Raw genomic sequence first — 21,108 nt, 5'->3', positions numbered from 1 at the left:
GAGATTTTTCGGCGAACTGCTAGCGTTGCGGGATCGAGGTCGGCTCCTGTGCGACGACTCCGTTCATCTTGTGCCGGAAGTCGGAGATCGCCTCATAGATACTCAGGCGGGCACGATTGTTGGATCCCAGGGGCCGGTGATCGGCTATCGAGTGCCAGGGCGTGAAGGAGAGATTCTCTCCGAACCTGACCCAGCTCTCGGATGTAATGTCCTGCTTCGGAATACGAATGAGGGCGACCCGCTGGAAGGGAGAAACCTCTTCGTCCCAGCGGACAACCGGGTCCTCGACCGGCATCGACTTGGGATCGGCTTGGAGCTGGATGCCGAACTCGTAATAGACGTCCTCGGACGAGACCTGCTTGATCATCACCTCTCGTTTGAAGTCGGGCCCGAGCTCGGCAGGCGGCTCGTTGGCCACGCGTGACAGCGGCTTGGCCCCGAATTTCACGGCGCGTTCACCCAGCAGATAGGGGGTCATGCTCCAGTAGCGGACTTGCACGGGGTTGTTGATGGCCTGGCCGCGCACGATAGCGATCGCCTGCAGAAGCCGCGGGCGCGCCTGGAAGAATTCGAGCAGCCGATCCTCGTCCATGGCCTCATGGACTCCGACATATTCCTTGAGGTTGCTCACGAAGAAAACCGGCGCATTGATCATAATGAAGTCTTGCGTCTTCGCATTGCGCTCGCGCTGAAGCAGCTTTTCCCCTTCGACACCCAAAAGCTTGATGGCCATACCGGCGGCTTGCGGGATGGTGTCCGGCTGAACCTCGACGTTGCCGGCGGAGAAACGGATCAGCGCCTGATAGGTGCCCGGTTTGGCGAAGACGCCGCGGCGCAACTCTTCCGGAAGCCCGTCCAGAACGATGAACTCGGCCGAAACGAGGCCGTGCGCCTTGGGATGGGCGTCGCGCAGGACCGGGCGTTTGCCATCCGGAAACTGCCGCTGCAGTCGTTCGATCGATCGACGCTGGATCTCGGCAATGCTGGGCGCCTCATCCGGCTCGACGACCTCTTGCCGAAGACCGGGCACGAAGCCCGGCTTGTTCCCGCTCTGCGCGTGCGCCGAATGGAACGACAGGGCGCAGGCAATGGCGGCAGCGCATATGGAGGCACGCATGGGCTTTCTCGCTGGTGCTACACGATGTTCGAGGCGAACGCTCTACCGGAGGTTCGGCGCTCCGTTGTACGTGCCGGGATTCCGGACATGGTAGAATGTCTCGTCGAGCCATGCACGGTTCGGCTTCTCGGGCCCGCCGAACGGCGAGATCTGTGCCGCTTTCGACGGCGCCGACTTCACGAACTCGATCAGTTCGAAGCGCTCGTCCTCCGTGAGGAGGCGGCCGACGACACCTTTGCCCCGCGGGGCATTCTCAAACGAGTGACCGGCGTTCGAGTTGCCGACTGCCGTAGTGTCGAACTGGAACGTTCCGGAGTTCCCCGACGTATCGACCCCGACCTTCAGCGGGTCGTACTCGCGGCCGACGTAGAATTTCCTCGGCCGGGCCGCAGCGGGCGTAAGCAGGTCATACAGGGTCGGGACCGATCCGTTGTGCAGGAACGGCGGCGACGCCCACATGCCCTCGATCGGATTGGCCTTGTAGCCTCCCACAACGGGCATCGGCAGCGCCTCCTCGGGGTAGACGGGGCCATAGCCATGTGCGGAGACCAGCTCATCGGGGGACAGGCTGAGCTTGCTCATGGCCCGCCCCATGAGACCCGGCTGCAACGTGCGACGGAACATGGCTGCCGGAGAGATGATCTTGGCGCCGGTGTCGGGAGGGGCGAGGTTCGGCGCAATTGCACCGGACTTGACGGTCGGGAGGAACTCGAACTGGGTGCTGCGGAACTGGTTGGGGTCGGTTCCTATGACATCGGCCATGACGATGGCGTTTTCGATGAACCGCTTGTTGGCTAAACGAGGTTCGCTCCAGCGATGCGGCCAGCTCGAATGACAGCCTCCGCAATTCTCCGCGAACAGTTTCGCCCCACGCGCGGCTTTGGCCGGGTCGATCGTGCCGAGCACCTCTTCGGGCCACTTTGGCGGAGCCAGGCGACGCAGGAGAGTCTCGCTCTCGATCAGCTTGGGAATATCCACCGTCGATTCGAACAGGCCCTTGTCGACGGACGGAGATGTGAGGTCGAGGCGCGCGAATACGCCCATGACCTCGCCGACATTGCGGTTCAGAGGGTCGTACAGCACGCCGCTCCACTGCGCCCAGGCCGACTGTGGCAGGTTCCAGACAAAGGACGGCTTCGTCGGAGCAAGCGGGGCCTGCCAATTCTCGGGCACCCCGAGCCAGCGAGAGTTCACCTGGTTGTGAATGAGACCAAGCGCATCCATCCGGCCGGGGCCGGGTGTGGCCGGCGTGGCGGCGACGAGGTTGACGTAGTTGTCGAGCGACGCGACGTCAGCGGCCAGGCGGGCTCGCAGGACATCGCGATCGACGCCCATCTTTCCAACCAGACCATTGAATTTCTCGGCATTGCCGGCGGTAGCCGCGAGCGCCTTGTTCAGTTCCGTCAATACGCCATAGATATCGAACCAGCCCGCAGTCCCGCCGGTGATGCTGATCTGCCGTCCCTGATATTGAAGCCTGCCATTGTGGCATGCGGCGCATCCAAACCCTAGCCACTCGCCCTTCCAACGCCCCTCGGGAACGACCGTTCGCGTGAGGCCGATCGGAAGACCATCCGGATTATACTTGGGGTCGGCCGCGTGTGGAGTTAACCCGAAGCGGGCAAGATTTTTATCCGCGCGGAAAAGACCCGAGCCGTCCGCTTCCTCGAGATTCAGAAAGATGTCATACGAAAGCGCCGCGGAACCTTGCGTATTGAAATAATACTTCAGCCGATCTTCGTCGGTCCACCCCTGGTCCAGCAGGGTCGCGTTCGTATATTGAGCAGCCGATTTTTGCGGCTCCTGCCCTGGCGCATTCGAGGATGTCAACAAAGCCAAGGCGCCGACCGAAGCAGAGGCTGCGACGATAGCCCGAAAGGCCATTCCAAGTTTCCGCAGCATTTCCCGACGTCTCCGCGCTAGAGCGAAAAATTCTTCCTCGGAAGGATAATCCCGATTTGCGAACTGATATTCACAACTATTAAAACGTCACCAGTTTGGCCGCGAAAGTACGATAGCCTACGCGAGAGTAACTCTTTGTCAATCATGAGGCTCTTGAGGCGCTGCCATTTGAGGCTGTTTTGCCAGTTGTCGAAGTAGCGGCGCGCCCAACCCTCGTAACGATAATCCCAGAGCTGGCCGAAGCTCTCCTTCGGCAGGTAGGCGGTGTTCAGCCGCTTGTTGGCGGCGAGCAGGAGCCCGAGCGAGCGCTTCGTCGAGGCTGAGATTATCCCGGCGCGACAGCAGGGTGTGCTTCTGCTCCTTGATGAAGCACCGGTCCTTGCCGCTCAGACGGTCGTATTCGGCCTTCCGCACCTTGTCGAGCGCCTCGCCGAGATGGCGCATGATGTGAAACTCGTCGAACAGAACCGCCGCTTGTGCCGCCGCCGCGGGTGCCGGGATCGCCACGACGTGGGCACCCACAATCGCAGACGGATCACGAGCGGCGCAGGATCCTGAATCCCAGGTAGGCGCCGGCGACAGCCAGCAGCGGGCTGACGATGCTGAACACCGCATAGGGCGCATAGCTCCAGGTGGCGACACCCAGCGTCGCCGCCATGTAAGCTCCGCAGCTGTTCCACGGGATCAGTGCCGAGGTCGGCGTCGCCGTGTCGCCGACCGTGCGGGAGAGCACGACGGGAGCCAGCCCGCGCCGCTCGAAGGCGGTCTTGAACATCCGGCCCGGCAGTACGATGGCGATGTACTGGTCGGCAGTGATGATGTTGGTGGCGACAATCGACGCCACCAGCGAGCTGACGAGCGCGCCAACGGACTTCGCCCTCTCGGTGATCGGCGTGATCAGCCGGTCGAGCACGCCGGCCTTCTCGACCACGCCGCCGAAGGCGAGGGCGGTGACGATCAGCCAGATCGTGTTCAGCATGCTGTCCATGCCGCCGCGGCTGGCCAGCAGGTCGATCGGCGCGAAGCCGGTGGTCGACTTGTAGCCGCTGGCCAGGGCGAGCCACGTGCCCTTGAGCAGGGCGAGCCAGCCGGGAAGGTCTGCTGCATCGGCGAAGGTGACGACCCGTCCCGGCGCCACGACCACGGCGAGCACGCCGCCCGCAACCGAGCCCAGAAAGATGGCGGTGAAGGCAGGCACCTTGAACAGCGCCAGCGCGATGACGACGACCAGCGGCAAGAACAGCACGGGCGTGATCTCGAAGGCGCCGCGGATCGCCGCCATCTTCTCCGAGGCGTCGAAGTCGCCTGGTCGCCCCAGGGCGAAGAAAATCGCCAACGCAATCGCCAGGGCGACAGTCGAGGTCAGCAGGGTTTCGCGGATGTGCTGGTAGAGATCGACCCCGGCCGCGGCGGCGGCGAGATTGGCCGAATCGGACAAGGGCGAGGACTTGTCGCCGAAGTAGGCGCCGGAGATGATGGCGCCTGCCGCGATCGCCGGGTTGAGCTCCATGCTCAAGGCGATACCCATGAAGCCGACGCCGATCGTGCCGACGACCGTCCACGAGCTGCCGATGCTGGCGGAGACGATGGCCGTGATCGCGCACGCGGTGACGAAGAAGTAGTTCGGGCTGAGCAGTTGCAGGCCGTAGTAGACCATGGCCACCAGCGTGCCGCTGAGCGCCCAGGTGCCGATCAGCCCGCCGACGGCGAACAGGATGAAGATGGCGCCGATGCCGGTCGAGACGCTGTCCGTCGCCGCCTTGCCCAGGGTGTCGATCGAATGGCCGCAACGCCAACCGACGAAGCCGGCGATCACGGTCGCGACGACGAGAGCGACCTGGTTCGGCCCGACCGCCCCGGCATCGCCGAACAGAAAGTACGAGAGCCCGACCAGCAGGATCAGGCTGGCAACCGGGACGATGGCTTCCGCCGGCGAGGGCGGGCGGGGTTGGTCGGGCCTTTTCATCGACGAGAAACCTCGGTGCCAGAAGTGCCTAGAAGTCCACCGGATCGCGGACGATCGGACAGGTCATGCAATGCCCGCCGCCGCGGCCGCGGCCGAGCTCTGCGCCGACGATGGTGATCACCTCGATGCCGGCCTTGCGCAGCAGCGTGTTGGTGTAGGTGTTGCGATCGTAGGCGAAGACGACGCCAGGCGAGGCGCAGACCAGGTTGGCGCCGCTGTCCCACTGCGTGCGCTCACGCATGTAAGCGGTGCCGCCGGTCTCGACGACGCGCATCTTCTTGACGCCCAGCGCCTCGGCCACGGTCTCGACGAACGGCTTGTCGTCCTTGCGCAACTCGATGCCGCTCGGCGTGTCGGCCGGTCGGTAGGAGTAGGCGTGGATGTTATAGACGATGTCGGGATAGAGCAGCACGCAGTCTCGGTCGGCGAAGGTGAATACGGTGTCGAGGTGCATGGCGGCGCGCAGCTTGGGCATGGCGGCGACGATCACGCGCTCGGCCGCGCCCTGGCGGAACAGGGCTTGAGCGAGCTGGCTAATTCCCTGGCGCGAGGTGCGCTCGCTCATGCCGATCAGCACGACACCCTTGCCGATCGGCATGACGTCGCCGCCCTCGATCGTCGCCAGGCCGTGGTCGATCGTCGGATCGCCCCACCAGACCTTGACCTTGCCGGCGAAGTCGGGATGGAACTTGTAGATCGCCGCCGCCAGGATCGGCTCCTCGTGGCGGGCCGGCCAGAACAGCGAGTTGATGCTGACGCCGCCGTAGATCCAGCAAGTTGTGTCCCGCGTGTACAGCGTGTTGGGCAGCGGCGGCAGCAGGTATTCGGTGACGCCGCCGGCATCCTTCACCAGCTTCAGCATCTCGCCGCCGCGGGTCTCTGGGAATTCCTCGGTCGACAGACCCCCGATCAACGTCTCGGAGAGCTCGCGCGGCGTCAGCCCGTCGAGGTAGCTTCGGATCTCGTCGACCAGGCCCAACCCGACCTGGTTGGGCACCACCTGGTTGTCGATGATCCACTTGCGTGCCTCGGGGATCGCCACGGTCTCGGCCAGCAGGTTGTGCATTTCGACGACCTCGATGCCGCGGTCGCGCATTTTCTGCATGAAGTCGAAATGATCGCGCTTGGCGTTGTCCACCCACAGCACGTCGTCGAACAGCAGCTGGTCGCAGTTCGACGGTGTCAGTCGCTGGTGGGCTCGCCCGGGGGCGCACACCATGACCTTGTGGAGCTTGCCGACCTCCGAATGAACGCCGAATTGCTTGTCCGATGCTTTTGTCATGTGATGCTCCGTCGACTAGAGGGTGATGTATCCGGTGGCGAGCCAATGGATGCCGACGGCAGCGCCGGCGATCGTCAGGCCAAAGATCAGCCAGTCCCAGGCCCGGACGAAAACCGGCTTGCCCTGCTCGCGGCGCGCCCAGACATAGAGCAGGCTTCCTGGTGCATAGAGAACCGCCGCCAGCAGGATGTACGTCAGGCCGCCGGCGTAGAGCATGAAGATGGTGTAGAGGGTCGCGACGACGGCGATGATCAGGTCGCGTCGCCGTTCCTCGGGCCGCACGTCGTAGGTCTCGCCGCGGCGGCAGAGCTGCAGGCTATAGGCTGCCACCAGCACGAACGGGATCAGCGAGATCGAACTGGTGAGATTCAGCATCAGCGAGAAGGCGTCGCGCGACCAGTAGGTCGTCACGACGATGAGCTGAACCACGATGTTGGTGGCCCACAGCGCGTTCGCCGGCACCTTGTTGGCGTTCTCGCGGGCGAACAGCGCCGGCATGTCCCTGGTCTTGGCCGCCGCGAACAGCACCTCGGCGCAGATCAGCGACCAGGCGAGATAGGCGCCGAGCACCGACACGAGCAGGCCGACGCTGACGAACACCGCACCCCACGGTCCGACCACGGTCTCCAGCACTTGCGCCATCGACGGCTGGCGCAGGCCCGCGATCTCGGCGCGCTGCAGGGCCGCGTAGGGCAGCAGGGTCACCAGCACCATCAGCGAGGTCACGATGATGAAGCCCAGGATCGTCGCGCGGCCGACATCGGCACGCGTCCGCGCAAAGCGGGAATACACGCTCGCCCCCTCGATGCCGAGGAAGACGAAAACGGTAACCAGCATGGTCGCGCGCACCTGGTCGAAGATTCCGTTGGTGAGGTCACCGCCGAACAGGTTGTAGCTGAACATGTCGAGGCGAAAGGCGGCGATCAGCACGACGATGAAGGTCAGGATCGGCACGATCTTGGCAACCGTGACGATGCTGTTGATGACTGCCGCCTGCTGGGTGCCGCGCAGGATCATGAAATGGAACAGCCAGATTCCCAGCGAAGCGACGGCGATCGCGACCACGGTGTTGCCGTCGCCGAACACCGGAAAGAATGCGCCCATTGTCGACTTGATCAGCACCCAGTACGAGACGTTGCCGATGCACGAGCTCATCCAGTAGCCGAATGCCGACAGGAAGCCGGGGTAGTCGCCGAAGCCGGCTTTGGCATAGGCGAACACGCCGGCATCGAGATTGGGCTTGCGCGCGGCCAAGGATTGGAAAACGCGCGCGAGCATGTACATGCCCGTGCCGGCAATCAGCCAGGCGATGATCGCCCCGATCGGCCCGGTGGCGTTGGCGAAGGTGCGGGGCAGCGAGAAGATGCCGGCACCGACCATCCCGCCGACGACCATCATCGTCAGCGCGAACAGCGACAGCCGGCGTGTCGCGGCCGCATCGTCAGAAGCTTGCGTCGTCATCAGAATCTCCAGCCGAACTTGAGGGCGGCCCCGAAATGCCAGGCCTGGAAGTTGGCGCCCGGAGCGTTGGACCAGTTGTTCTCGTAGGCGGCCTGAAAGTTGAGCGCTGGCCGGCCAACCATTGCGGCGGTCCTGGCAGAACCGAACCATTCAGCCGGTGCAACGAACTCCAGCGTGACGATCGGTTCGATCAGCCAGTCCTCCTGGCTGAAGCCGTTGACCGAATCGAACGCTCGGCGCTCCAGGTCGATGCCGGCGCTGATATTCCACTGCGGCGAGATCACGTAGGTAGCCGAGGGCACGAAGAACGCCGCCCACGAACCCGGCGTAGGCTCGCGGAAGCGCCGCTGGATCGCCGCCGTCACCCCGAACGACCACCGCGTCTCGGCGATGGTGTTACCGGAGAAGGCGACGCGGCGGAAATCGGCGTCGTAGTTGAACGTCTTGTTGACGCCGACGTTGATGTCCTGGCGAGTCGCAAATCGGGACCGGTAAAACGGGTCGAAGTCCCAGCGCGGTGCATAGGACACGTACGGCGAGTAGGCCTGGTCGTTGTTCGGATCGACATGCTGCAGGCGCGCCGACAGGCCGATCTTGTCGAAATCGGACGCCGGCACCTGCGTGAAGCGGTCGACCTCGGCGCGCGCGCCGGCGGTGAAGCGCAGCGGCAGGTCGAAGACGGGCGTCGACCACGAGGCGTTGACTAGCGGGCTGAACTCGGCGGAGTTGGTCCCGCCCGTCGGCAGAGCATTGGCGTTCGAATTGAAGAACATCGGCACCAGGCCGTTGATGGTGAATGTCGAGCGGCGCGCCTGCTGCTCGAGGCCGGGCGATGTGGCGAACAGGTTGTTCTGCGGGCCCGGCGTCAAGCCGCCGGGCGTGGCGAACATTGCGTCATAGCGAGCCGCGTTGGCGTCCTCTTGCATGTCCTTGACCTGTGCAGCGACCGGCGGGGCGAGCAGAATGGCGACCAGCGGCATCCAGACTCCGGCAAGCCCCACGGCCCACATGCGGAGAGGAGGCGTGCGTCCGGCGCTTCCGTGTCGCGCAGTTTCCCCCGAATTCATTTGCGTCCCTTTGTTGTGACACGAGCCGCATGTTAGGCGAGCATCCTAGGGGCCATCTCGCGTCTCGGCGCGAGCAGCGCGTCCCGGAACTATCCCGCGCGTCCCAAACGGCACCGCAGGTTGCAGCGCGAACGGAGCATTCGCCGGAGAATTGGGACGTGGCGAACACTCAGGGGACGCGGCGCCGATGCGTCGCCGGCGTCACACGATAGAATGCTCAGTGACATTGCAATCGATAGAGGCGAGCATGTGCAACATCACAGTCTTGTCCGCACGAATCCTGGCAGCTGCGATCGGCGTGGCGCTGGCGTCGGGCGCCATGGCCCAGGCCAACCGCGCGGCCACCAGCGTGCCGGCCACTGCGGGGGTTCCGGAATTCCGCGACCCCAAGACCGGGCAGGTCTGGACGCCTGAGACGGTCGGCCAGAGCACGGCAGCGCCCTCCGGGCCGCAGGACAAGGCCTTTGATCCGAACGCTCAGGACGTTCCAGGGAAGGTCGCGGAGCAACGTGTGCAGGGCCGCCCGCTTGGCACCGTGCCGATCACCGCCGGCCCGAACGTGCCGATCATGGCATTTGACGGCGTCACCCTGCGAGCGGTGCCGGGCCAGCGCTGGCAGATCGTCATGTATCTCGACAACAACAGCGCCAATTCGGTCGATCCGGTGATCGAGTGTCGCTTCCTGAATGGCGGCAACACCGTGATGACGACACGGGCCCTGGTCGCTCGCACTGGCCCAGGCGTTCGCCAGGGATTGGTGATCCTGGGCCCGAGGACGGCGCTCTTTGTCGACAACTCGTCATGCAACGTGGTGTCGCCGTAGCGGTCGCGTCGCTCAACGAAGGGAGAGAATTTCATGTTTGTGAACAAGGAGAAATCCATGCCGATCCGTCTGCGGGCGGTTGGCCTGGGAGTCCTGGCCGGCGCCGTTGGCGCTCTCGGTGCCGCGTCGGCGCAAGCGCAGAATGCCCCGATCGAGTTCAGGGTCACGGCTACCGACCGCAACCCCGCTTCGTGCCGGCAGTGGGACGCCGATCTGTCCCGCGTCCATACATTCACACGCAATGGCGATACCGCGACGCTCAACACGGCCGGCGGCGTCAGTCTCAACATGACGCAGAGCTCGCCGAACGTCTTCACGACGACCTTCGCTCGGGGCGGGACCAACTTCAACGTCGTCGCCGACGCCTCGAAGGCGCCAGGCTCTCTCGACGTCTCCGAGCCGCGCACCGGCTGCCGCTGGAGTGCTATCGCCCGTTGAATGACATGCCGGAGGCAATGACATGACTCGATTGAAGATCGGCTTGGCCGCCATGCTGGTTGTGCTGGCCACCGGGTGTGCGCAGCAGCAAGCTGCCGCGCCCGGCGCGACGCCGCAGCCCAGCCGCGGCGGCTTCAACGTCGGCACCATGACCTGCAACGTCGCCGGCGGGGTCGGCTTCGTCTTCGGCTCGTCGCGCGCCCTCGCTTGCCTGTTCACGCGCACCGACGGCACGGCGGAGCGCTACCAGGGCACGATCAACCGCTACGGTGTCGACATCGGCTTCACGCGGGAAAGCACGATTGTCTGGGCGGTGTTCGCGCCGGGCACACTGGCACCGGGCGCGCTGGCCGGCGACTACGCAGGCCCAAGCGCGCAAGGCACGTTCGGCGTCGGTGCCGGTGCCAACGTGCTGCTGAGCGGCAACGCCAACCAGGTCACGCTGCAACCGGTCAGCATCGAAGGCAGCGTCGGCCTGAACGCCGCAGCCGGCGTCGCGGCGTTGTCACTGCGTAAGTCCCCCTAATCGGAAGCCCGCCGGCCACCGCGCCCGGAACGGCGCGGCAGCCGGCAGATGGGAGCGACGCCATGCTAGTCTCAGCCGAATCGACGTTCGTCACCTTCCTTGCCGACGCCTTCGCGGTGTTCGTGTTCATCCTGTGGTTCTGGCTGTTCATAACGACGGCCAGCGACCTCTTCCGACGAAGCGACGTCTCGGGATTGGGCAAGGTCGCCTGGGTAATTCTGCTCATCGTGCTGCCCTACATCGGCATCTTCGCCTACATACTCACCCAGGGCGGCGGCATGGCGGAGCGCAATCGTATGCAGGCGCGGCAGGCGCGCGACGAGCTTCGCCAGGCCGTCGGCTTCAGCGTCGCCGACGAGCTGACGAAGCTCGAGCGCCTGAAGTCCGAGAATGCGATCTCCGATCAGGAATATGCGCGGCTGCGGGCGCGCGTCGTCCAGTAGATCGCGCGACGACGGGGGACACTTTGGTAGGGACTTTCACTCCTGTGCGCGCCGTCGGCGCGCTGGCGCTGGCCGGTCTGCTGCTGGCGTCGCTCGGACTCGGCGGCTGCACGCCCAAGAACAAGGAGAAGGCAGTAGTCCCGCGGCCCGTCCGCACGGTAACCGCCGAACTGGGCGGCGCGGCCGAGACCGTGATGCTCACCGGACAGATCAGCGCCGAGAACGAGGCGGCGCTCTCGTTCCGCATCGGCGGCCGGATCCTCGAGCGGCTGGTGAATGTCGGTGATCGGGTCGAGCCTGACCAGGTGCTGGCCCGGCTCGACCCGCAGAACGAGCTGAACGCGCTGCGCTCCGCCCAGGCCGCGCTGTCGGCCGCCGAAGGCCGCGTCGTCGAGACGAGCAACGCCTTCGACCGGCAGCGCACGCTGTTGCCGCAGGGCTTCACGACCAAGGCGCTGTTCGACCAGGCGCAACAGGCGCTGCGCACCGCGCAGGCGCAGCTCGACAAGGCCGAAGCCGAGCTGGAGATCGCAAAGGACCGGGTGAGCTACACGGAGCTGAAGTCGGCCGTCTCGGGCTCCGTGACGGCGCGCACCGCGGAGGCCGGCGAGGTGGTTCAACCCGGGCAGACCGTCTTCCAGGTTGCACGCGAGGACGGGCGCGACGCGGTGTTCGACGTTCCGGCGCAAGTGATCAGGGCTGCCCCTTCCAATCCCAAGGTGCTGGTGTCGCTGCTCGACGATCCCTCGATCACCGCCGAGGGCCGCGTTCGCCAGGTCGACCCGCAGGCCGATCCGATCACCCGGACCTTTCGCGTGCGCATCGGGCTGATCAAGCCGCCGCCGGCAATGCTGCTCGGCGCCAGCGTCAGGGGACGCATGGAGCTGGAGACGACCGCCGGAATCTCCCTGCCGGCGAGCGCGCTGACTCGCATCGACGGCCAGCCGGCCGTCTGGCTCGTCGACCCTGCCACGATGCAAGTTTCCCTGCACCGCGTGGAGATCGGCCGCTTCGACCCGGGGACTGTGCTGGTTTCCCACGGTCTGGGAGGCGGCGAGATCGTCGTCACCGCCGGCGTGCAGGCGCTTCATCCCGGTCAGAAGGTCCGCTTGCTGGGAGCCACACCATGACCGGACCCAACCTGTCGGAGTGGGTTCTCAAGCACCGATCCTTCACGATCTTTCTCATGATCATCGTGTCGATCGGCGGGTTGTCGTCCTACTTCAGTCTTGGCCGGAATGAAGATCCGGCCTTCACCTTCAGGACCATGGTTGTGCAGGCGGCGTGGCCTGGGGCGACGCTCGACGACACCTTGCGGCAGGTCACCGAGCGTCTCGAGCGCAAGCTGCAGGATACCAAGGGCCTCGACTTCGTGCGCAGCTACACCACCCCTGGGCGCACGACGATCTTCGTCAACCTCAAGGGGTCGGTCGGCGCGGCCGAGGTTCCCGACGTCTGGTATCAGGTTCGCAAGAACATCGGCGACATCCGGCACACTCTGCCGGCCGGCGTCGTCGGGCCGGGCTTCAACGACGATTTCGGCGATACCTTCGGCCTGATCTACGGATTCACCGCCGACGGATTCACCCATCGCGAGCTGCGCGACTACGTCGAGCAGATCCGTTCGCGCCTCCTGAACGTGCCGGACGTATCCAAGATCGAGATCATCGGCGCACAGGACGAGCAGATCTTCGTCGAATTCTCCGTTCAGAAGCTCGCCGGGCTCGGCATCGACCGCAATGCACTGATCGCCGCCATCCAGGCGCAGAACAGCGTGGTCCCCGCGGGCTCCGTGCAGACCAGCCAGGAGAATCTGTCGCTGCAGGTTTCAGGAGCCTTCCGCTCCGAAGACGATATCCTGGACGTCAACTTCCTCTCGAACGGGCGGATGATCCGGCTGCGCGACATAGCCGAGGTGCGTCGCAGCTACGCCGATCCACCGCAACCTCTGTTCCGCGTCAATGGCAAGCCGGCCATCGGCCTCGCCATCGCCATGCGTCCCGGCGGCGACATCCTGGCGCTCGGCCGCAACGTGACGGCCGAGATCGGCGAGGCCGTCGACGATTTGCCGCTCGGCATCGAGCCGACCCTGGTGTCCGATCAGCCGGCCGTGGTCGATCATGCGATCGGCGATTTCACCACGTCGCTCTGGCAAGCCATCGTCATCATCATGGGCGTCAGCATCGTCAGCTTGGGCTTCAGGCCCGGCGCCATCGTCGCCCTCTCGATCCCACTGACCCTCGCCATCACCTTTCCGATCATGCAGGCCTTCGGCATCGATCTGCAGCGAATCTCGCTCGGCGCCCTGATCATCGCGCTGGGCCTGCTGGTGGACGACGCGATGACCACCGTCGATGTGATGACGACCCGCATCGCCCAAGGCGACAGCAAGGAGGCCGCAGCCTCGTTTGCCTACAAGTCGGTCGCCTTCCCGATGCTGACCGGGTCCTTCGTCACCGCGGCGGGCTTCGTGCCGATCGGCTTCGCGCAGAGCGCGGCAGGCGAGTATACATTCTCGATCTTCGCGGTGGTCACCATCACGCTGTTCGTGTCGTGGTTCGTGGCCGTGCTGTTCGCGCCCTTGCTCGGTGTGGCACTGCTCAAGCGGCCCGAGACTGCCGCGCCGCCCGGCAAGCCGAACCTCGTCATGCGCACCTTCCGCGTCGTCCTCCTCGTCGCGATGCGCCGGCGCTGGATCACCATAGGCACGGCCCTGGCCTGCCTGGCCGCCGCCATCCTCGTGTCGCCGTTCGTGCAGCGGCAGTTCTTTCCCGCCTCAGACCGGCCCGAGCTCGTGGTCGACCTCAATCTGCCGCAGAACGCCTCGATCTACGCCAGCGAGGCGATCGCTCGCCAGCTCGACGAGTTCCTTGCCGGCGATCCGGACGTGGCGCGCTGGAGCACCTACATCGGGCGCGGCGCCATCCGATTCTACCTGCCGCTCAACGTCCAGCTGCCGAACGACTTCTTCTCCCAGGCCGTCGTGGTGGCGAAGGACGTCGCCGCGCGCGACCGCCTGCAGGCCAGGCTGGAGAAGATGATGGCCGAGCGGATGCCGAGCGTGGTCGGCCGGGTGTTTCCCCTCGAGCTTGGTCCGCCGGTTGGTTGGCCCGTGCAGTATCGCGTCAGCGGCCCCGATCTTTCCCAGGTGCGTTCGATCGCCCTACGGGTTGCCGAGATCCTCGGTGGCGATCCACACATCTCGGAGGTCGCCTACGACTGGATGGAGCCCTCCCGTCAGGTGCGTGTCACGATCGACCAGGACAAGGCACGGCTTCTGGGGTTGAGCTCGCGGGCGATCGCAGAGGTCGTCAACACCATGATGGCGGGCACGCCGTTCACGCAGGTGCGCGACGACATCTACCTCATTCCACTCATCGCGCGCGCCTTCGACGAGCAGCGCAGTTCGCTGACCACGCTGCGCGGCCTGCAGCTGCCGCTGGCCGACGGTCGAACCGTGCCGTTGAGCCAGATCGCGACCTTCGATTTCAAGCAGGAGTACCCGCTGGTGTGGCGGCGCCAGCGCGTGCCGACCCTAACCGTGCTGGCCGACGTGCCGCCGGACGTCGCGCCGGCCACCGCGGTCGCCGCGCTCGCTCCCGCCATCGACAAGCTCGCTCAGAGCCTGCCCAAAGACTACCGCATTGCTGTCGGCGGCAGCGAAGAGGAGAGTGCCAAATCGCAGGAGTCGGTGTTCGCCAAGGTTCCGCTGATGCTCTTGCTGATGCTGTTCTTCCTGATGGCCCAGCTGCACAGCTTCAGCCGGCTGTTCCTGGTCGTCAGCGTCATCCCCATGGGCCTCATCGGCATCGTCTTCACGCTGCTCGTGGCCGACAAGCCGCTCGGCTTCGTCGCCATCCTCGGCATTCTCGCCCTGTTCGGGATGATCGCCCGCAACGCCGTCATCCTGATCGAGCAGATCGAGACCGAACGTGCCGAACGCGCCCAGGTGTGGGACGCCGTTGTCGAGGCGACGATCTCGCGCTTCCGGCCGATCATGCTGACCGGCATCTCGACCGTCCTGGGCTTCATTCCCATCGCCTCCGACGTGTTCTGGGGGCCGATGGCGCTGGCCATCATGGGCGGCCTGTTCGTGGCCACGGTGCTCACCCTGATCGTCGTGCCGGCGCTCTACGTCGCGCTCTTCCGCATCAGCGAGCCGGCCGGCGCACCGGCGACCGCAGCGGCATGACACGGCGAGCCCTCTCGGCGGCGTTGGCGATGCTCGCCGTCGCTGGGCTCGCGACCACCGCGGCGCGCCAGTCGCTGGCGCGAGATGGCCGGGCGGCATCCGACGCTTCCGAGGTGCGCACCGATGCCTTGCTGGGCACGGCCAACCGCGCGACGCCGGTTCCCCAGTCGAACCGCTTCTCGACGGCGCCGGGCCTCGAGCAACAGGCGCCGGGGACGGACGGCAGTGCGCCTGTCCGGCCCGGCGGTGCGGGCGAGCCGGCGGGTGGAGGCAAGCGGTGAGCTCGCGCCGGGCTTCGGCGTGGCGCCGTGCCGCGCTTGGCCGCGCCGTGCTGTTCTTCGGTCTCTGGCTGATGATCGCGGGCTACAATGCCGCGGATCTGCCGGTCGGGATCGTCACCGCGGGCATTGCCGCGGCCGCCAGCCTTCGCCTGATGCCGCCGACAGGCCTCCGCCTGCGGCCGGCAGCGACGCTGCGCTTCGCTGTAAATCTCCTCAAGCAGACGGCGCTGTCCGGGATCCAGGTCGCGCTCCTGGTGCTGCGGCCGTCGCTCGTCCTGCGACCCGGCTTCGCGCGCTACCGGACGGACCTGCCGGCGGATGGCCGGCGGTACGCGTTCAGCGCGCTCGCCAGCCTGCTGCCCGGCACGCTGCCGACCGGCTTCGACGAGAACGGCGTGATGCTGGTCCACGGGCTCGATGTCGAGCGTCCGATCGCCGCCGAGTTCGCTGCCGAGGAAGCCCTGTTCAGCCGGATGCTGGCCGATGAGTGAGTTCCTGGTGGCCATTGCCGGGTTCGTCCTGCTGACGGTGGTCGTCGGTCTGTGGCGCATCTTGCGCGGACCCGACGATGTCGACCGGACCCTGGCGACCCAATTGCTCGGCACCGGCGGCATCGCCGTACTTCTGCTGGTCGCTGCCGGCACGGGGGCTGGGGGAGCCGAGGACTTGGCCCTCGGTCTGGCATTGCTCGCCGCCTTTGCTTCGGTAGCCTTCGTCAACGGCCTCGACGCGAGCGACGGCGACGGGCCAGGCGCCCCATGAGCCTCCTCGCCGACATCGTGACGGTCGTCGCGGTTTGCGCCGGTGCCTTGTTCTTCCTGGCAGGCACGGTCGGGCTTCTGCGTCTCCCCGATTCGCTCAGTCGCCTGCATGCTCTCACCAAGGCCGACAACCTTGGCCTTGGCCTGATCGTGCTCGGGCTCTTGCCTCAGGCAGGCAGCTTCCTGGCGGCCCTGAAGCTGGTCGCCGTCTGGGGGCTCGTGCAGTTGTCCGGCGTGACCGTGGCCCAGGTCGTGGCGGCGGCGCTGCGCCGTCGGGATGGGCCTCGGCCATGAGCCTGATCGACACTCTCGATATCGCCCTGGCGCTCGTCGTCCTTTCCGTCGCCGGCTGGACGATCGCCGCCCGCGATTCCTTCGCGGCGGCTGTCGGCTACGTGGCTTACGGCCTGCTGCTGTCGCTCGTCTGGCTGCGGCTGTCCGCCCCGGACGTGGCGCTGACGGAAGCGGCGATCGGCAGCGGCGTGACGGGGGTTCTGCTGATGACGGCCGCGGTGCGCCTGCGCCGGACCAGTCAGTCCGGCGCGGACGCGTCTCCCCGCACGGCTACGCGCATCGCTGCCGGGCTGCTCTGCCTGGTCGTCACCGGAGCGCTCGCCGCGGTGATCCTCGCGCCGGTCGACATCGCTGCGAGCCTGGCGCCTGCGGCAGCCGGACATTTGGCGTCGACCGGTCTCGGCAACCCCGTTACCGCCGTTCTGATGGCCTATCGCGCCTTCGACACGATGCTCGAGAAGGGCGTGCTGATCATGGCCGTGATCGCGGTCTGGTCGCTGGCCGACGATCGCGCCTGGGGCGGCCGCGCCGGGCCGCTGTCGCAAGGGCCGTCCGACGGCGCACTCGGTCTGCTCACCCGGCTGCTGCCGCCGATCGGCATTGTCGTGGGAATTCATATCGCTTGGGTGGGCGCCGACCAGCCCGGGGGTGCTTTCCAGGGAGGCGCACTGCTCGCCGCCATGGGGCTGCTCGTCGTCATGACCGGTCTGGTCAAGGCCCCGGCCGTCGCCAACCGCTGGCTGCGCATAGTCATCGTCGCCGGTCCGGCGACGTTCATTCTCGCCGGCAGCCTGGGCTTTGCGATTGCCGCAGGATTTCTCGCCTGGCCGGAGGGCTGGGCGAAGCCGCTGATCCTCCTTGTCGAGGCCTTCATGGTGCTGTCGATTGCCGCGACGCTGCCGCTGCTGGTCATCGGGCCGCCGCAACGGCCGCCCGCCGGTCGCGATACGCCATGACGGCGGGAACGCTGGCCGGCCTGACCGGCGCGATGCTGATCGGCCTCGGATTGTATGGCCTGCTCGTCCATCCCCATCCCCTGCGCAAGGTCCTCGCCTTCAACCTGCTCGGCAGCGGCATCTTCCTCGTCTTCGGCATCATCGCGCGCAAGGGGGCGGCCGCCGGCTTCGCCGCCGACCCGGTGCCCCAGGCGATGGTGATCACGGGCATCGTCGTGGCATTCGCCGCGACCGCCCTGGCGATCGGCCTGATCCTGCGTCTGGTCGAGACCGGCGGCCAAGCGACCCTCGAGCCCGGCGATCAATCGCCAGACGAGGGTGAGGAAGCCGGCAAATGACGTCGGCGCTCTCGACCAGCCCGGCAGGTTACCTGCTGGTGCTCGCCATCATCGTGCCGGTCGTCGGGATGGTGCTGTCGTTCGTTGCCGGCGGTCGCCACGCCGAGCGCATCGCGGTCGCGGTGATGCCGGTCGGGCTCGGATTGGCGCTCGTCATCGCCCTCGAGGTCTGGCAGCAGGGCGGGCCGCTGGTCTACATCGTGGGCGCCTGGACGCCACCTCTCGGCATCGCCCTGCGCGCCGACGGCTTCTCGGCGGTGATGCTGGTCACCACGGCCCTGGTCATCGCCGCAGCCGGCAGCGCGGGGCGGAACCCGTTCGCCACGCCGCCGGCACTCCTCGAGGCGCGCGCGCCGCTCGCCTTCTGGACGCTGCTGCAGGGGCTGTGGGCCGGTCTGGCCGTGGTGTTCCTTGGCGGCGACCTCTTCAACCTCTACGTCGCGCTCGAGATGCTGACCTTTGCCGCGGTGCCGCTGGTCTGTCTCGAAGGCAGCGCCCGCACCCTGCAAGCCGCCTTGCGCTACCTCGTGTTCGCGCTGCTCGGCTCAGTCCTCTACTTGCTCGGGGTGGCCCTTCTCTATGGTGTCAGCGGCACGCTCGACATTGTCCTGCTTGCCGAACGGCTGTCTGGTTCATCGGGGACGGGGCCCGTCGTCGCTGTGGCAGCAGGCCTTATGACGGCTGGGCTGCTGGCAAAGACGGCGCTGTTCCCGCTGCATCTCTGGCTGCCGCCGGCCCATGCCAACGCGCCGGCACCGGCTAGTGCCGTGCTGTCCGCCCTGGTGGTCAAGGCATCGTTCTTCCTGATCGTGCGCCTGTGGTTCGGTGTCCTTCCGGGATTGGCCGACGGGGCGGCGATGGCTGTGCTCGGCGCCCTGGGCAGCAGCGCCGTCCTGGTCGCGGGCGCGGTGGCGCTGTGCCAGGCCCGGTTGAAACTACTCATCGCCTATTCGACCCTGGCGCAACTCGGCTACCTTTTCCTGATGTTTCCGCTGGCCGCCGGCGCCCATCCCTGGAGCGCCGACGCCTGGACCGCCGGAGTTGTGCAGGCGCTGTCGCACGCGCTCGCCAAGGCCGGCATGTTCCTCGCGGCCGGCTTGGTCGCCGAAGCGATCGGGCATGACCGGCTGGCCGGGCTGCGCGGCCTGGGACGGGCCATGCCCATGACGGTGCTTGCCCTCGGTCTCGGTGGCCTGTCGCTGATGGGCCTGCCGCCGAGCGGTGGCTTCGTGGCCAAGTGGCTGCTGCTGCAAGCGTCGGTGCAGAGCGGTCAATGGGTCTACGCCGCGGTCGTGCTGGCAGGCGGCCTTCTCGCCGGTGGCTATGTCTTCCGCATCGTCGCGCCGGCCCTGGCGGGCGGAAACCTCGTCGTCCGGACGGGCATTGGCCGCGCCCGGGAGGCGATTGCCCTGGCGCTGGCCGCGGCCGCCGTTCTGCTGGGCTTCGCGCCGTCGAGCCTGTCGGCCCTGCTGCTGATCGGGCGAGCGGTGCCATGAGCGGGGCGCTGGCCGAAGGGCTGCTGGTGGGGGCGATAGCGGCACCGTTGGCTTTGCTCGCTCTGTGCGTGATGCGCCCGGCACGACCGATCCTCCCGGCGCTCCTGGCGCTGGCGCCGCTGCCCGCCCTGGCCGCTGCGGTACTGGTGCTGTCCGGGCCGGAGCTCGCCGTCGACCTGCCTTCGCTGCGGCTCAGCCTGCGGCTCGACACGCCGGGGGCCCTGCTGCTCTGCGCGGCCGCACTGCTCTGGAGCTTCGCCGGCCTGTGGGTCGCGGGATGGCAGCGCCAAGGTGCCGCGCGCCTGCGCTTCGTCGTCTGCTGGCTGCTGACGATGACCGGCAGCCTTGGCATCTTCGCCGTCGCCGACCTGCCGGGGTTCTATTTCTTCTTCGCGCTGGTCAGCCTGCCTGCCTACGGCCTGATCGTGCACGACGATACGCCAGCCGCCCGGCGCGCCGGTGCCGTCTACATCGCCTTCGCCGTGTTGGGCGAGGCCTTTCTGCTGCTGGGCTTCGTGCTGCTGGCAGCGGGCATGCCGACCGGAAGCCTGAAGATCCTCGACGTCATGGCGGCCTTGCCCGCGTCTCCCTGGCGTACTGCAGCAATCGCTTTCACTGCTGGCGGCTTCCTGTTCAAGATGGGGGCGGTCCCTGTGCACGTATGGATGCCGCCGACCTATACGGCGGCGCCCATACCGGCAGCCGCGGCCTTGAGCGGGGCGGCCGTCAAGGCGGGCGTGATCGGGTTGCTGCGTTTCCTGCCGTTCGACGATGCGGGCCTGGCCCCGGCATTGGTGGTGCTGGGATTGGCCTCTGCCTTCTATGGCGTGGCGGTCGGACTCGCGCAGGACAATCCCCGGACCGTGCTGGCCTATTCCAGCATCAGTCAGATGGGTGTCGTTGCGACGCTCCTGGGCATGGGATGGGCCGCCACGGATGCCACCGTACGTCTCGATGCGGCCTTCTACGGGGCCAACCACGCGCTGGCCAAGGGCGGCCTTTTCCTGGCTATCGGCGTGATGGCGGGGCGGGCCGGGGACCGCGGACGCGCGACCATCGCGGCGGCCGCGGTTCTGGCGCTTGGTCTCGGCGGGCTGCCGCTGACCGGCGGGGCGTTGGCCAAGCAGGTTGCCAAGTCGGCCCTCGGCGATGGCCTGGTGGGCGGATTGATGCTGGCCTCGACCGTCGGCACGACTCTGCTGATGATGCATTTTCTCGCGCTGCTGGCGCGCGAAGCGGGCCGCCCGGAATCCGTGCCGGGTGCTGCCGGCCGGTGGGCGTGGCGCGCGACGGTTGTCGCGACCGTGGGCCTGCCCTGGCTGCTGTTCGGCATCGTTGCAGACGGCCCGGGAACTGCGCTGGCGCCGGCAGCCCTGCTGGCCGCGGCCTGGCCAGTCGCAGCAGGAGTCGGCCTTTGGTTCGCCTTCCGGCACTGGCTCGATCGCCTGCCCCGCATCCCTGCGGGAGACTGGTTGACGATGCTGGAGGCGGCCTTCGGATCGCTGCACCGGCTCGGTGATGCCGCTGTGTGGGTCGATCTGCGCTCGCGTGCCTGGGCGCTGGCGGGCGTTTCGCTGCTGGCGGTCGTCGTCGTTCTTGCGGCTGCGACGGCATTGCGCGGCTAACCGCCTTTCGGTCCGTCAGCCACGCAGGGCTGGATCGAGCATCCCAGCGTCATACCGGTTGTCTCAATCTGGCTCCGGTGCGCGGTGCAGCCTTTTCTGCGCGCGTGCGGTGGATTATGGGCCGTCATCCGTGCCAAGCA

The 21,108-nt window shown here is 66.8% G+C and carries 20 protein-coding genes and 1 pseudogene; 14 read left to right on the top strand and 7 right to left on the bottom strand.

Translation table 11 applies throughout. The features are described 5' to 3' along the window. Window positions 1-19: 19 nt before the first annotated feature. From ACQY8M_RS00305 to ACQY8M_RS00275, 7 genes and pseudogenes are all read right to left on the bottom strand, one after another. Complete coding sequence (locus ACQY8M_RS00305; RefSeq protein WP_428668373.1) at window positions 20-1,117, bottom strand: catalase family protein; 1,098 nt, start codon at window positions 1,115-1,117, stop codon at window positions 20-22. A 42-nt stretch (window positions 1,118-1,159) separates the two neighbouring features. Then, window positions 1,160-3,019 carry a di-heme-cytochrome C peroxidase gene (locus ACQY8M_RS00300; protein ID WP_428668371.1) on the bottom strand — a complete coding sequence of 620 codons (1,860 nt, stop codon included), beginning with the start codon at window positions 3,017-3,019 and terminating at the stop codon, window positions 1,160-1,162. A 17-nt stretch (window positions 3,020-3,036) separates the two neighbouring features. Beyond that, window positions 3,037-3,463: pseudogene (locus tag ACQY8M_RS00295) on the bottom strand (transposase). 91 nt (window positions 3,464-3,554) lie between these two features. Next, entirely contained in the window at window positions 3,555-4,985 is a 1,431-nt protein-coding gene (locus ACQY8M_RS00290) for a Na+/H+ antiporter NhaC family protein (protein WP_428668369.1), read from the bottom strand. Window positions 4,986-5,013: 28 nt separating this feature from the next. After that, the gene (gene arcA, locus ACQY8M_RS00285) at window positions 5,014-6,267 is read right to left on the bottom strand and encodes an arginine deiminase (RefSeq protein ID WP_428668367.1); all 1,254 of its coding nucleotides are present in this window, start codon (window positions 6,265-6,267) and stop codon (window positions 5,014-5,016) included. A gap of 15 nt (window positions 6,268-6,282) precedes the next feature. Beyond that, window positions 6,283-7,728: a basic amino acid/polyamine antiporter gene (locus ACQY8M_RS00280; protein ID WP_428668365.1), complete on the bottom strand. Its 1,446-nt coding sequence runs from the start codon at window positions 7,726-7,728 to the stop codon at window positions 6,283-6,285. Further along, window positions 7,728-8,708, bottom strand: a complete 981-nt coding sequence (locus ACQY8M_RS00275) for a hypothetical protein (RefSeq protein ID WP_428668363.1) — start codon at window positions 8,706-8,708, stop codon at window positions 7,728-7,730. The genes ACQY8M_RS00280 and ACQY8M_RS00275 overlap by 1 nt, the downstream gene beginning before the upstream one ends. A 334-nt stretch (window positions 8,709-9,042) precedes the next feature. Between ACQY8M_RS00275 and ACQY8M_RS00270 the strand changes: the two genes are divergently transcribed. The 14 genes from ACQY8M_RS00270 to ACQY8M_RS00205 all read left to right on the top strand — a co-directional run bounded on the left by ACQY8M_RS00270 (window position 9,043) and on the right by ACQY8M_RS00205 (window position 20,968). Beyond that, window positions 9,043-9,618: a hypothetical protein gene (locus tag ACQY8M_RS00270; RefSeq protein WP_428668361.1), complete on the top strand. Its 576-nt coding sequence runs from the start codon at window positions 9,043-9,045 to the stop codon at window positions 9,616-9,618. Window positions 9,619-9,675: 57 nt separating this feature from the next. Further along, window positions 9,676-10,056: a hypothetical protein gene (locus tag ACQY8M_RS00265; protein ID WP_428668359.1), complete on the top strand. Its 381-nt coding sequence runs from the start codon at window positions 9,676-9,678 to the stop codon at window positions 10,054-10,056. Window positions 10,057-10,078: 22 nt separating this feature from the next. Further along, window positions 10,079-10,582: a DUF992 domain-containing protein gene (locus tag ACQY8M_RS00260; protein ID WP_428668357.1), complete on the top strand. Its 504-nt coding sequence runs from the start codon at window positions 10,079-10,081 to the stop codon at window positions 10,580-10,582. 62 nt (window positions 10,583-10,644) lie between these two features. Beyond that, window positions 10,645-11,025, top strand: coding sequence for a PLDc N-terminal domain-containing protein (locus ACQY8M_RS00255; RefSeq protein WP_428668355.1), 381 nt, complete (start codon window positions 10,645-10,647; stop codon window positions 11,023-11,025). 23 nt (window positions 11,026-11,048) lie between these two features. Further along, window positions 11,049-12,155 (top strand): efflux RND transporter periplasmic adaptor subunit, encoded by a 1,107-nt coding sequence (locus ACQY8M_RS00250; RefSeq protein WP_428668353.1) that lies wholly within the window; start codon window positions 11,049-11,051, stop codon window positions 12,153-12,155. After that, entirely contained in the window at window positions 12,152-15,217 is a 3,066-nt protein-coding gene (locus ACQY8M_RS00245; RefSeq protein WP_428668351.1) for an efflux RND transporter permease subunit, read from the top strand. The genes ACQY8M_RS00250 and ACQY8M_RS00245 overlap by 4 nt, the downstream gene beginning before the upstream one ends. Then, window positions 15,214-15,498, top strand: coding sequence for a hypothetical protein (locus ACQY8M_RS00240; RefSeq protein ID WP_428668349.1), 285 nt, complete (start codon window positions 15,214-15,216; stop codon window positions 15,496-15,498). The genes ACQY8M_RS00245 and ACQY8M_RS00240 overlap by 4 nt, the downstream gene beginning before the upstream one ends. After that, the gene (locus tag ACQY8M_RS00235) at window positions 15,495-15,989 is read left to right on the top strand and encodes a Na+/H+ antiporter subunit E (RefSeq protein ID WP_428668347.1); all 495 of its coding nucleotides are present in this window, start codon (window positions 15,495-15,497) and stop codon (window positions 15,987-15,989) included. The genes ACQY8M_RS00240 and ACQY8M_RS00235 overlap by 4 nt, the downstream gene beginning before the upstream one ends. Beyond that, a complete protein-coding gene (locus tag ACQY8M_RS00230) occupies window positions 15,982-16,260 on the top strand; it encodes a monovalent cation/H+ antiporter complex subunit F (protein WP_428668345.1) in 279 nt (92 codons plus the stop codon). Before ACQY8M_RS00235 ends, ACQY8M_RS00230 begins: the two co-directional genes overlap by 8 nt. Then, window positions 16,257-16,553, top strand: coding sequence for a cation:proton antiporter (locus ACQY8M_RS00225; protein WP_428668343.1), 297 nt, complete (start codon window positions 16,257-16,259; stop codon window positions 16,551-16,553). The genes ACQY8M_RS00230 and ACQY8M_RS00225 overlap by 4 nt, the downstream gene beginning before the upstream one ends. Continuing rightward, window positions 16,550-17,509, top strand: a complete 960-nt coding sequence (locus tag ACQY8M_RS00220; RefSeq protein ID WP_428668341.1) for a hydrogenase subunit MbhD domain-containing protein — start codon at window positions 16,550-16,552, stop codon at window positions 17,507-17,509. The genes ACQY8M_RS00225 and ACQY8M_RS00220 overlap by 4 nt, the downstream gene beginning before the upstream one ends. Continuing rightward, on the top strand, window positions 17,506-17,847 hold the full coding sequence (locus ACQY8M_RS00215) for an NADH-quinone oxidoreductase subunit K (protein WP_428668339.1): 342 nt from the start codon (window positions 17,506-17,508) through the stop codon (window positions 17,845-17,847). The genes ACQY8M_RS00220 and ACQY8M_RS00215 overlap by 4 nt, the downstream gene beginning before the upstream one ends. After that, on the top strand, window positions 17,844-19,343 hold the full coding sequence (locus ACQY8M_RS00210) for a complex I subunit 5 family protein (RefSeq protein WP_428668337.1): 1,500 nt from the start codon (window positions 17,844-17,846) through the stop codon (window positions 19,341-19,343). The genes ACQY8M_RS00215 and ACQY8M_RS00210 overlap by 4 nt, the downstream gene beginning before the upstream one ends. Beyond that, window positions 19,340-20,968, top strand: coding sequence for a proton-conducting transporter membrane subunit (locus tag ACQY8M_RS00205; protein ID WP_428668335.1), 1,629 nt, complete (start codon window positions 19,340-19,342; stop codon window positions 20,966-20,968). The genes ACQY8M_RS00210 and ACQY8M_RS00205 overlap by 4 nt, the downstream gene beginning before the upstream one ends. Window positions 20,969-21,108 lie beyond the last annotated feature (140 nt).

Source organism: Reyranella sp. (assembly GCF_965279465.1).
Classification (GTDB): domain Bacteria; phylum Pseudomonadota; class Alphaproteobacteria; order Reyranellales; family Reyranellaceae; genus Reyranella.
The sequence above is the reverse complement of the archived record's forward strand: the minus strand, read 5'-3'. Positions and strand labels throughout refer to the sequence as shown.

Coding starts and splice junctions, on each gene's coding strand:
- ACQY8M_RS00280 (WP_428668365.1), bottom strand. CDS start 7,728: ATGACGACGCAAGCTTCTGACGATGCGGCCGCGACACGCCGGCTGTCG.
- ACQY8M_RS00210 (WP_428668337.1), top strand. CDS start 17,844: ATGACGTCGGCGCTCTCGACCAGCCCGGCAGGTTACCTGCTGGTGCTC.
- ACQY8M_RS00245 (WP_428668351.1), top strand. CDS start 12,152: ATGACCGGACCCAACCTGTCGGAGTGGGTTCTCAAGCACCGATCCTTC.
- ACQY8M_RS00260 (WP_428668357.1), top strand. CDS start 10,079: ATGACTCGATTGAAGATCGGCTTGGCCGCCATGCTGGTTGTGCTGGCC.
- ACQY8M_RS00230 (WP_428668345.1), top strand. CDS start 15,982: ATGAGTGAGTTCCTGGTGGCCATTGCCGGGTTCGTCCTGCTGACGGTG.
- ACQY8M_RS00305 (WP_428668373.1), bottom strand. CDS start 1,117: ATGCGTGCCTCCATATGCGCTGCCGCCATTGCCTGCGCCCTGTCGTTC.
- ACQY8M_RS00255 (WP_428668355.1), top strand. CDS start 10,645: ATGCTAGTCTCAGCCGAATCGACGTTCGTCACCTTCCTTGCCGACGCC.
- ACQY8M_RS00300 (WP_428668371.1), bottom strand. CDS start 3,019: ATGCTGCGGAAACTTGGAATGGCCTTTCGGGCTATCGTCGCAGCCTCT.
- ACQY8M_RS00290 (WP_428668369.1), bottom strand. CDS start 4,985: ATGAAAAGGCCCGACCAACCCCGCCCGCCCTCGCCGGCGGAAGCCATC.
- ACQY8M_RS00275 (WP_428668363.1), bottom strand. CDS start 8,708: ATGCCGCTGGTCGCCATTCTGCTCGCCCCGCCGGTCGCTGCACAGGTC.
- ACQY8M_RS00220 (WP_428668341.1), top strand. CDS start 16,550: ATGAGCCTGATCGACACTCTCGATATCGCCCTGGCGCTCGTCGTCCTT.
- ACQY8M_RS00265 (WP_428668359.1), top strand. CDS start 9,676: ATGCCGATCCGTCTGCGGGCGGTTGGCCTGGGAGTCCTGGCCGGCGCC.
- ACQY8M_RS00205 (WP_428668335.1), top strand. CDS start 19,340: ATGAGCGGGGCGCTGGCCGAAGGGCTGCTGGTGGGGGCGATAGCGGCA.
- ACQY8M_RS00215 (WP_428668339.1), top strand. CDS start 17,506: ATGACGGCGGGAACGCTGGCCGGCCTGACCGGCGCGATGCTGATCGGC.
- ACQY8M_RS00270 (WP_428668361.1), top strand. CDS start 9,043: ATGTGCAACATCACAGTCTTGTCCGCACGAATCCTGGCAGCTGCGATC.
- arcA (WP_428668367.1), bottom strand. CDS start 6,267: ATGACAAAAGCATCGGACAAGCAATTCGGCGTTCATTCGGAGGTCGGC.
- ACQY8M_RS00225 (WP_428668343.1), top strand. CDS start 16,257: ATGAGCCTCCTCGCCGACATCGTGACGGTCGTCGCGGTTTGCGCCGGT.
- ACQY8M_RS00240 (WP_428668349.1), top strand. CDS start 15,214: ATGACACGGCGAGCCCTCTCGGCGGCGTTGGCGATGCTCGCCGTCGCT.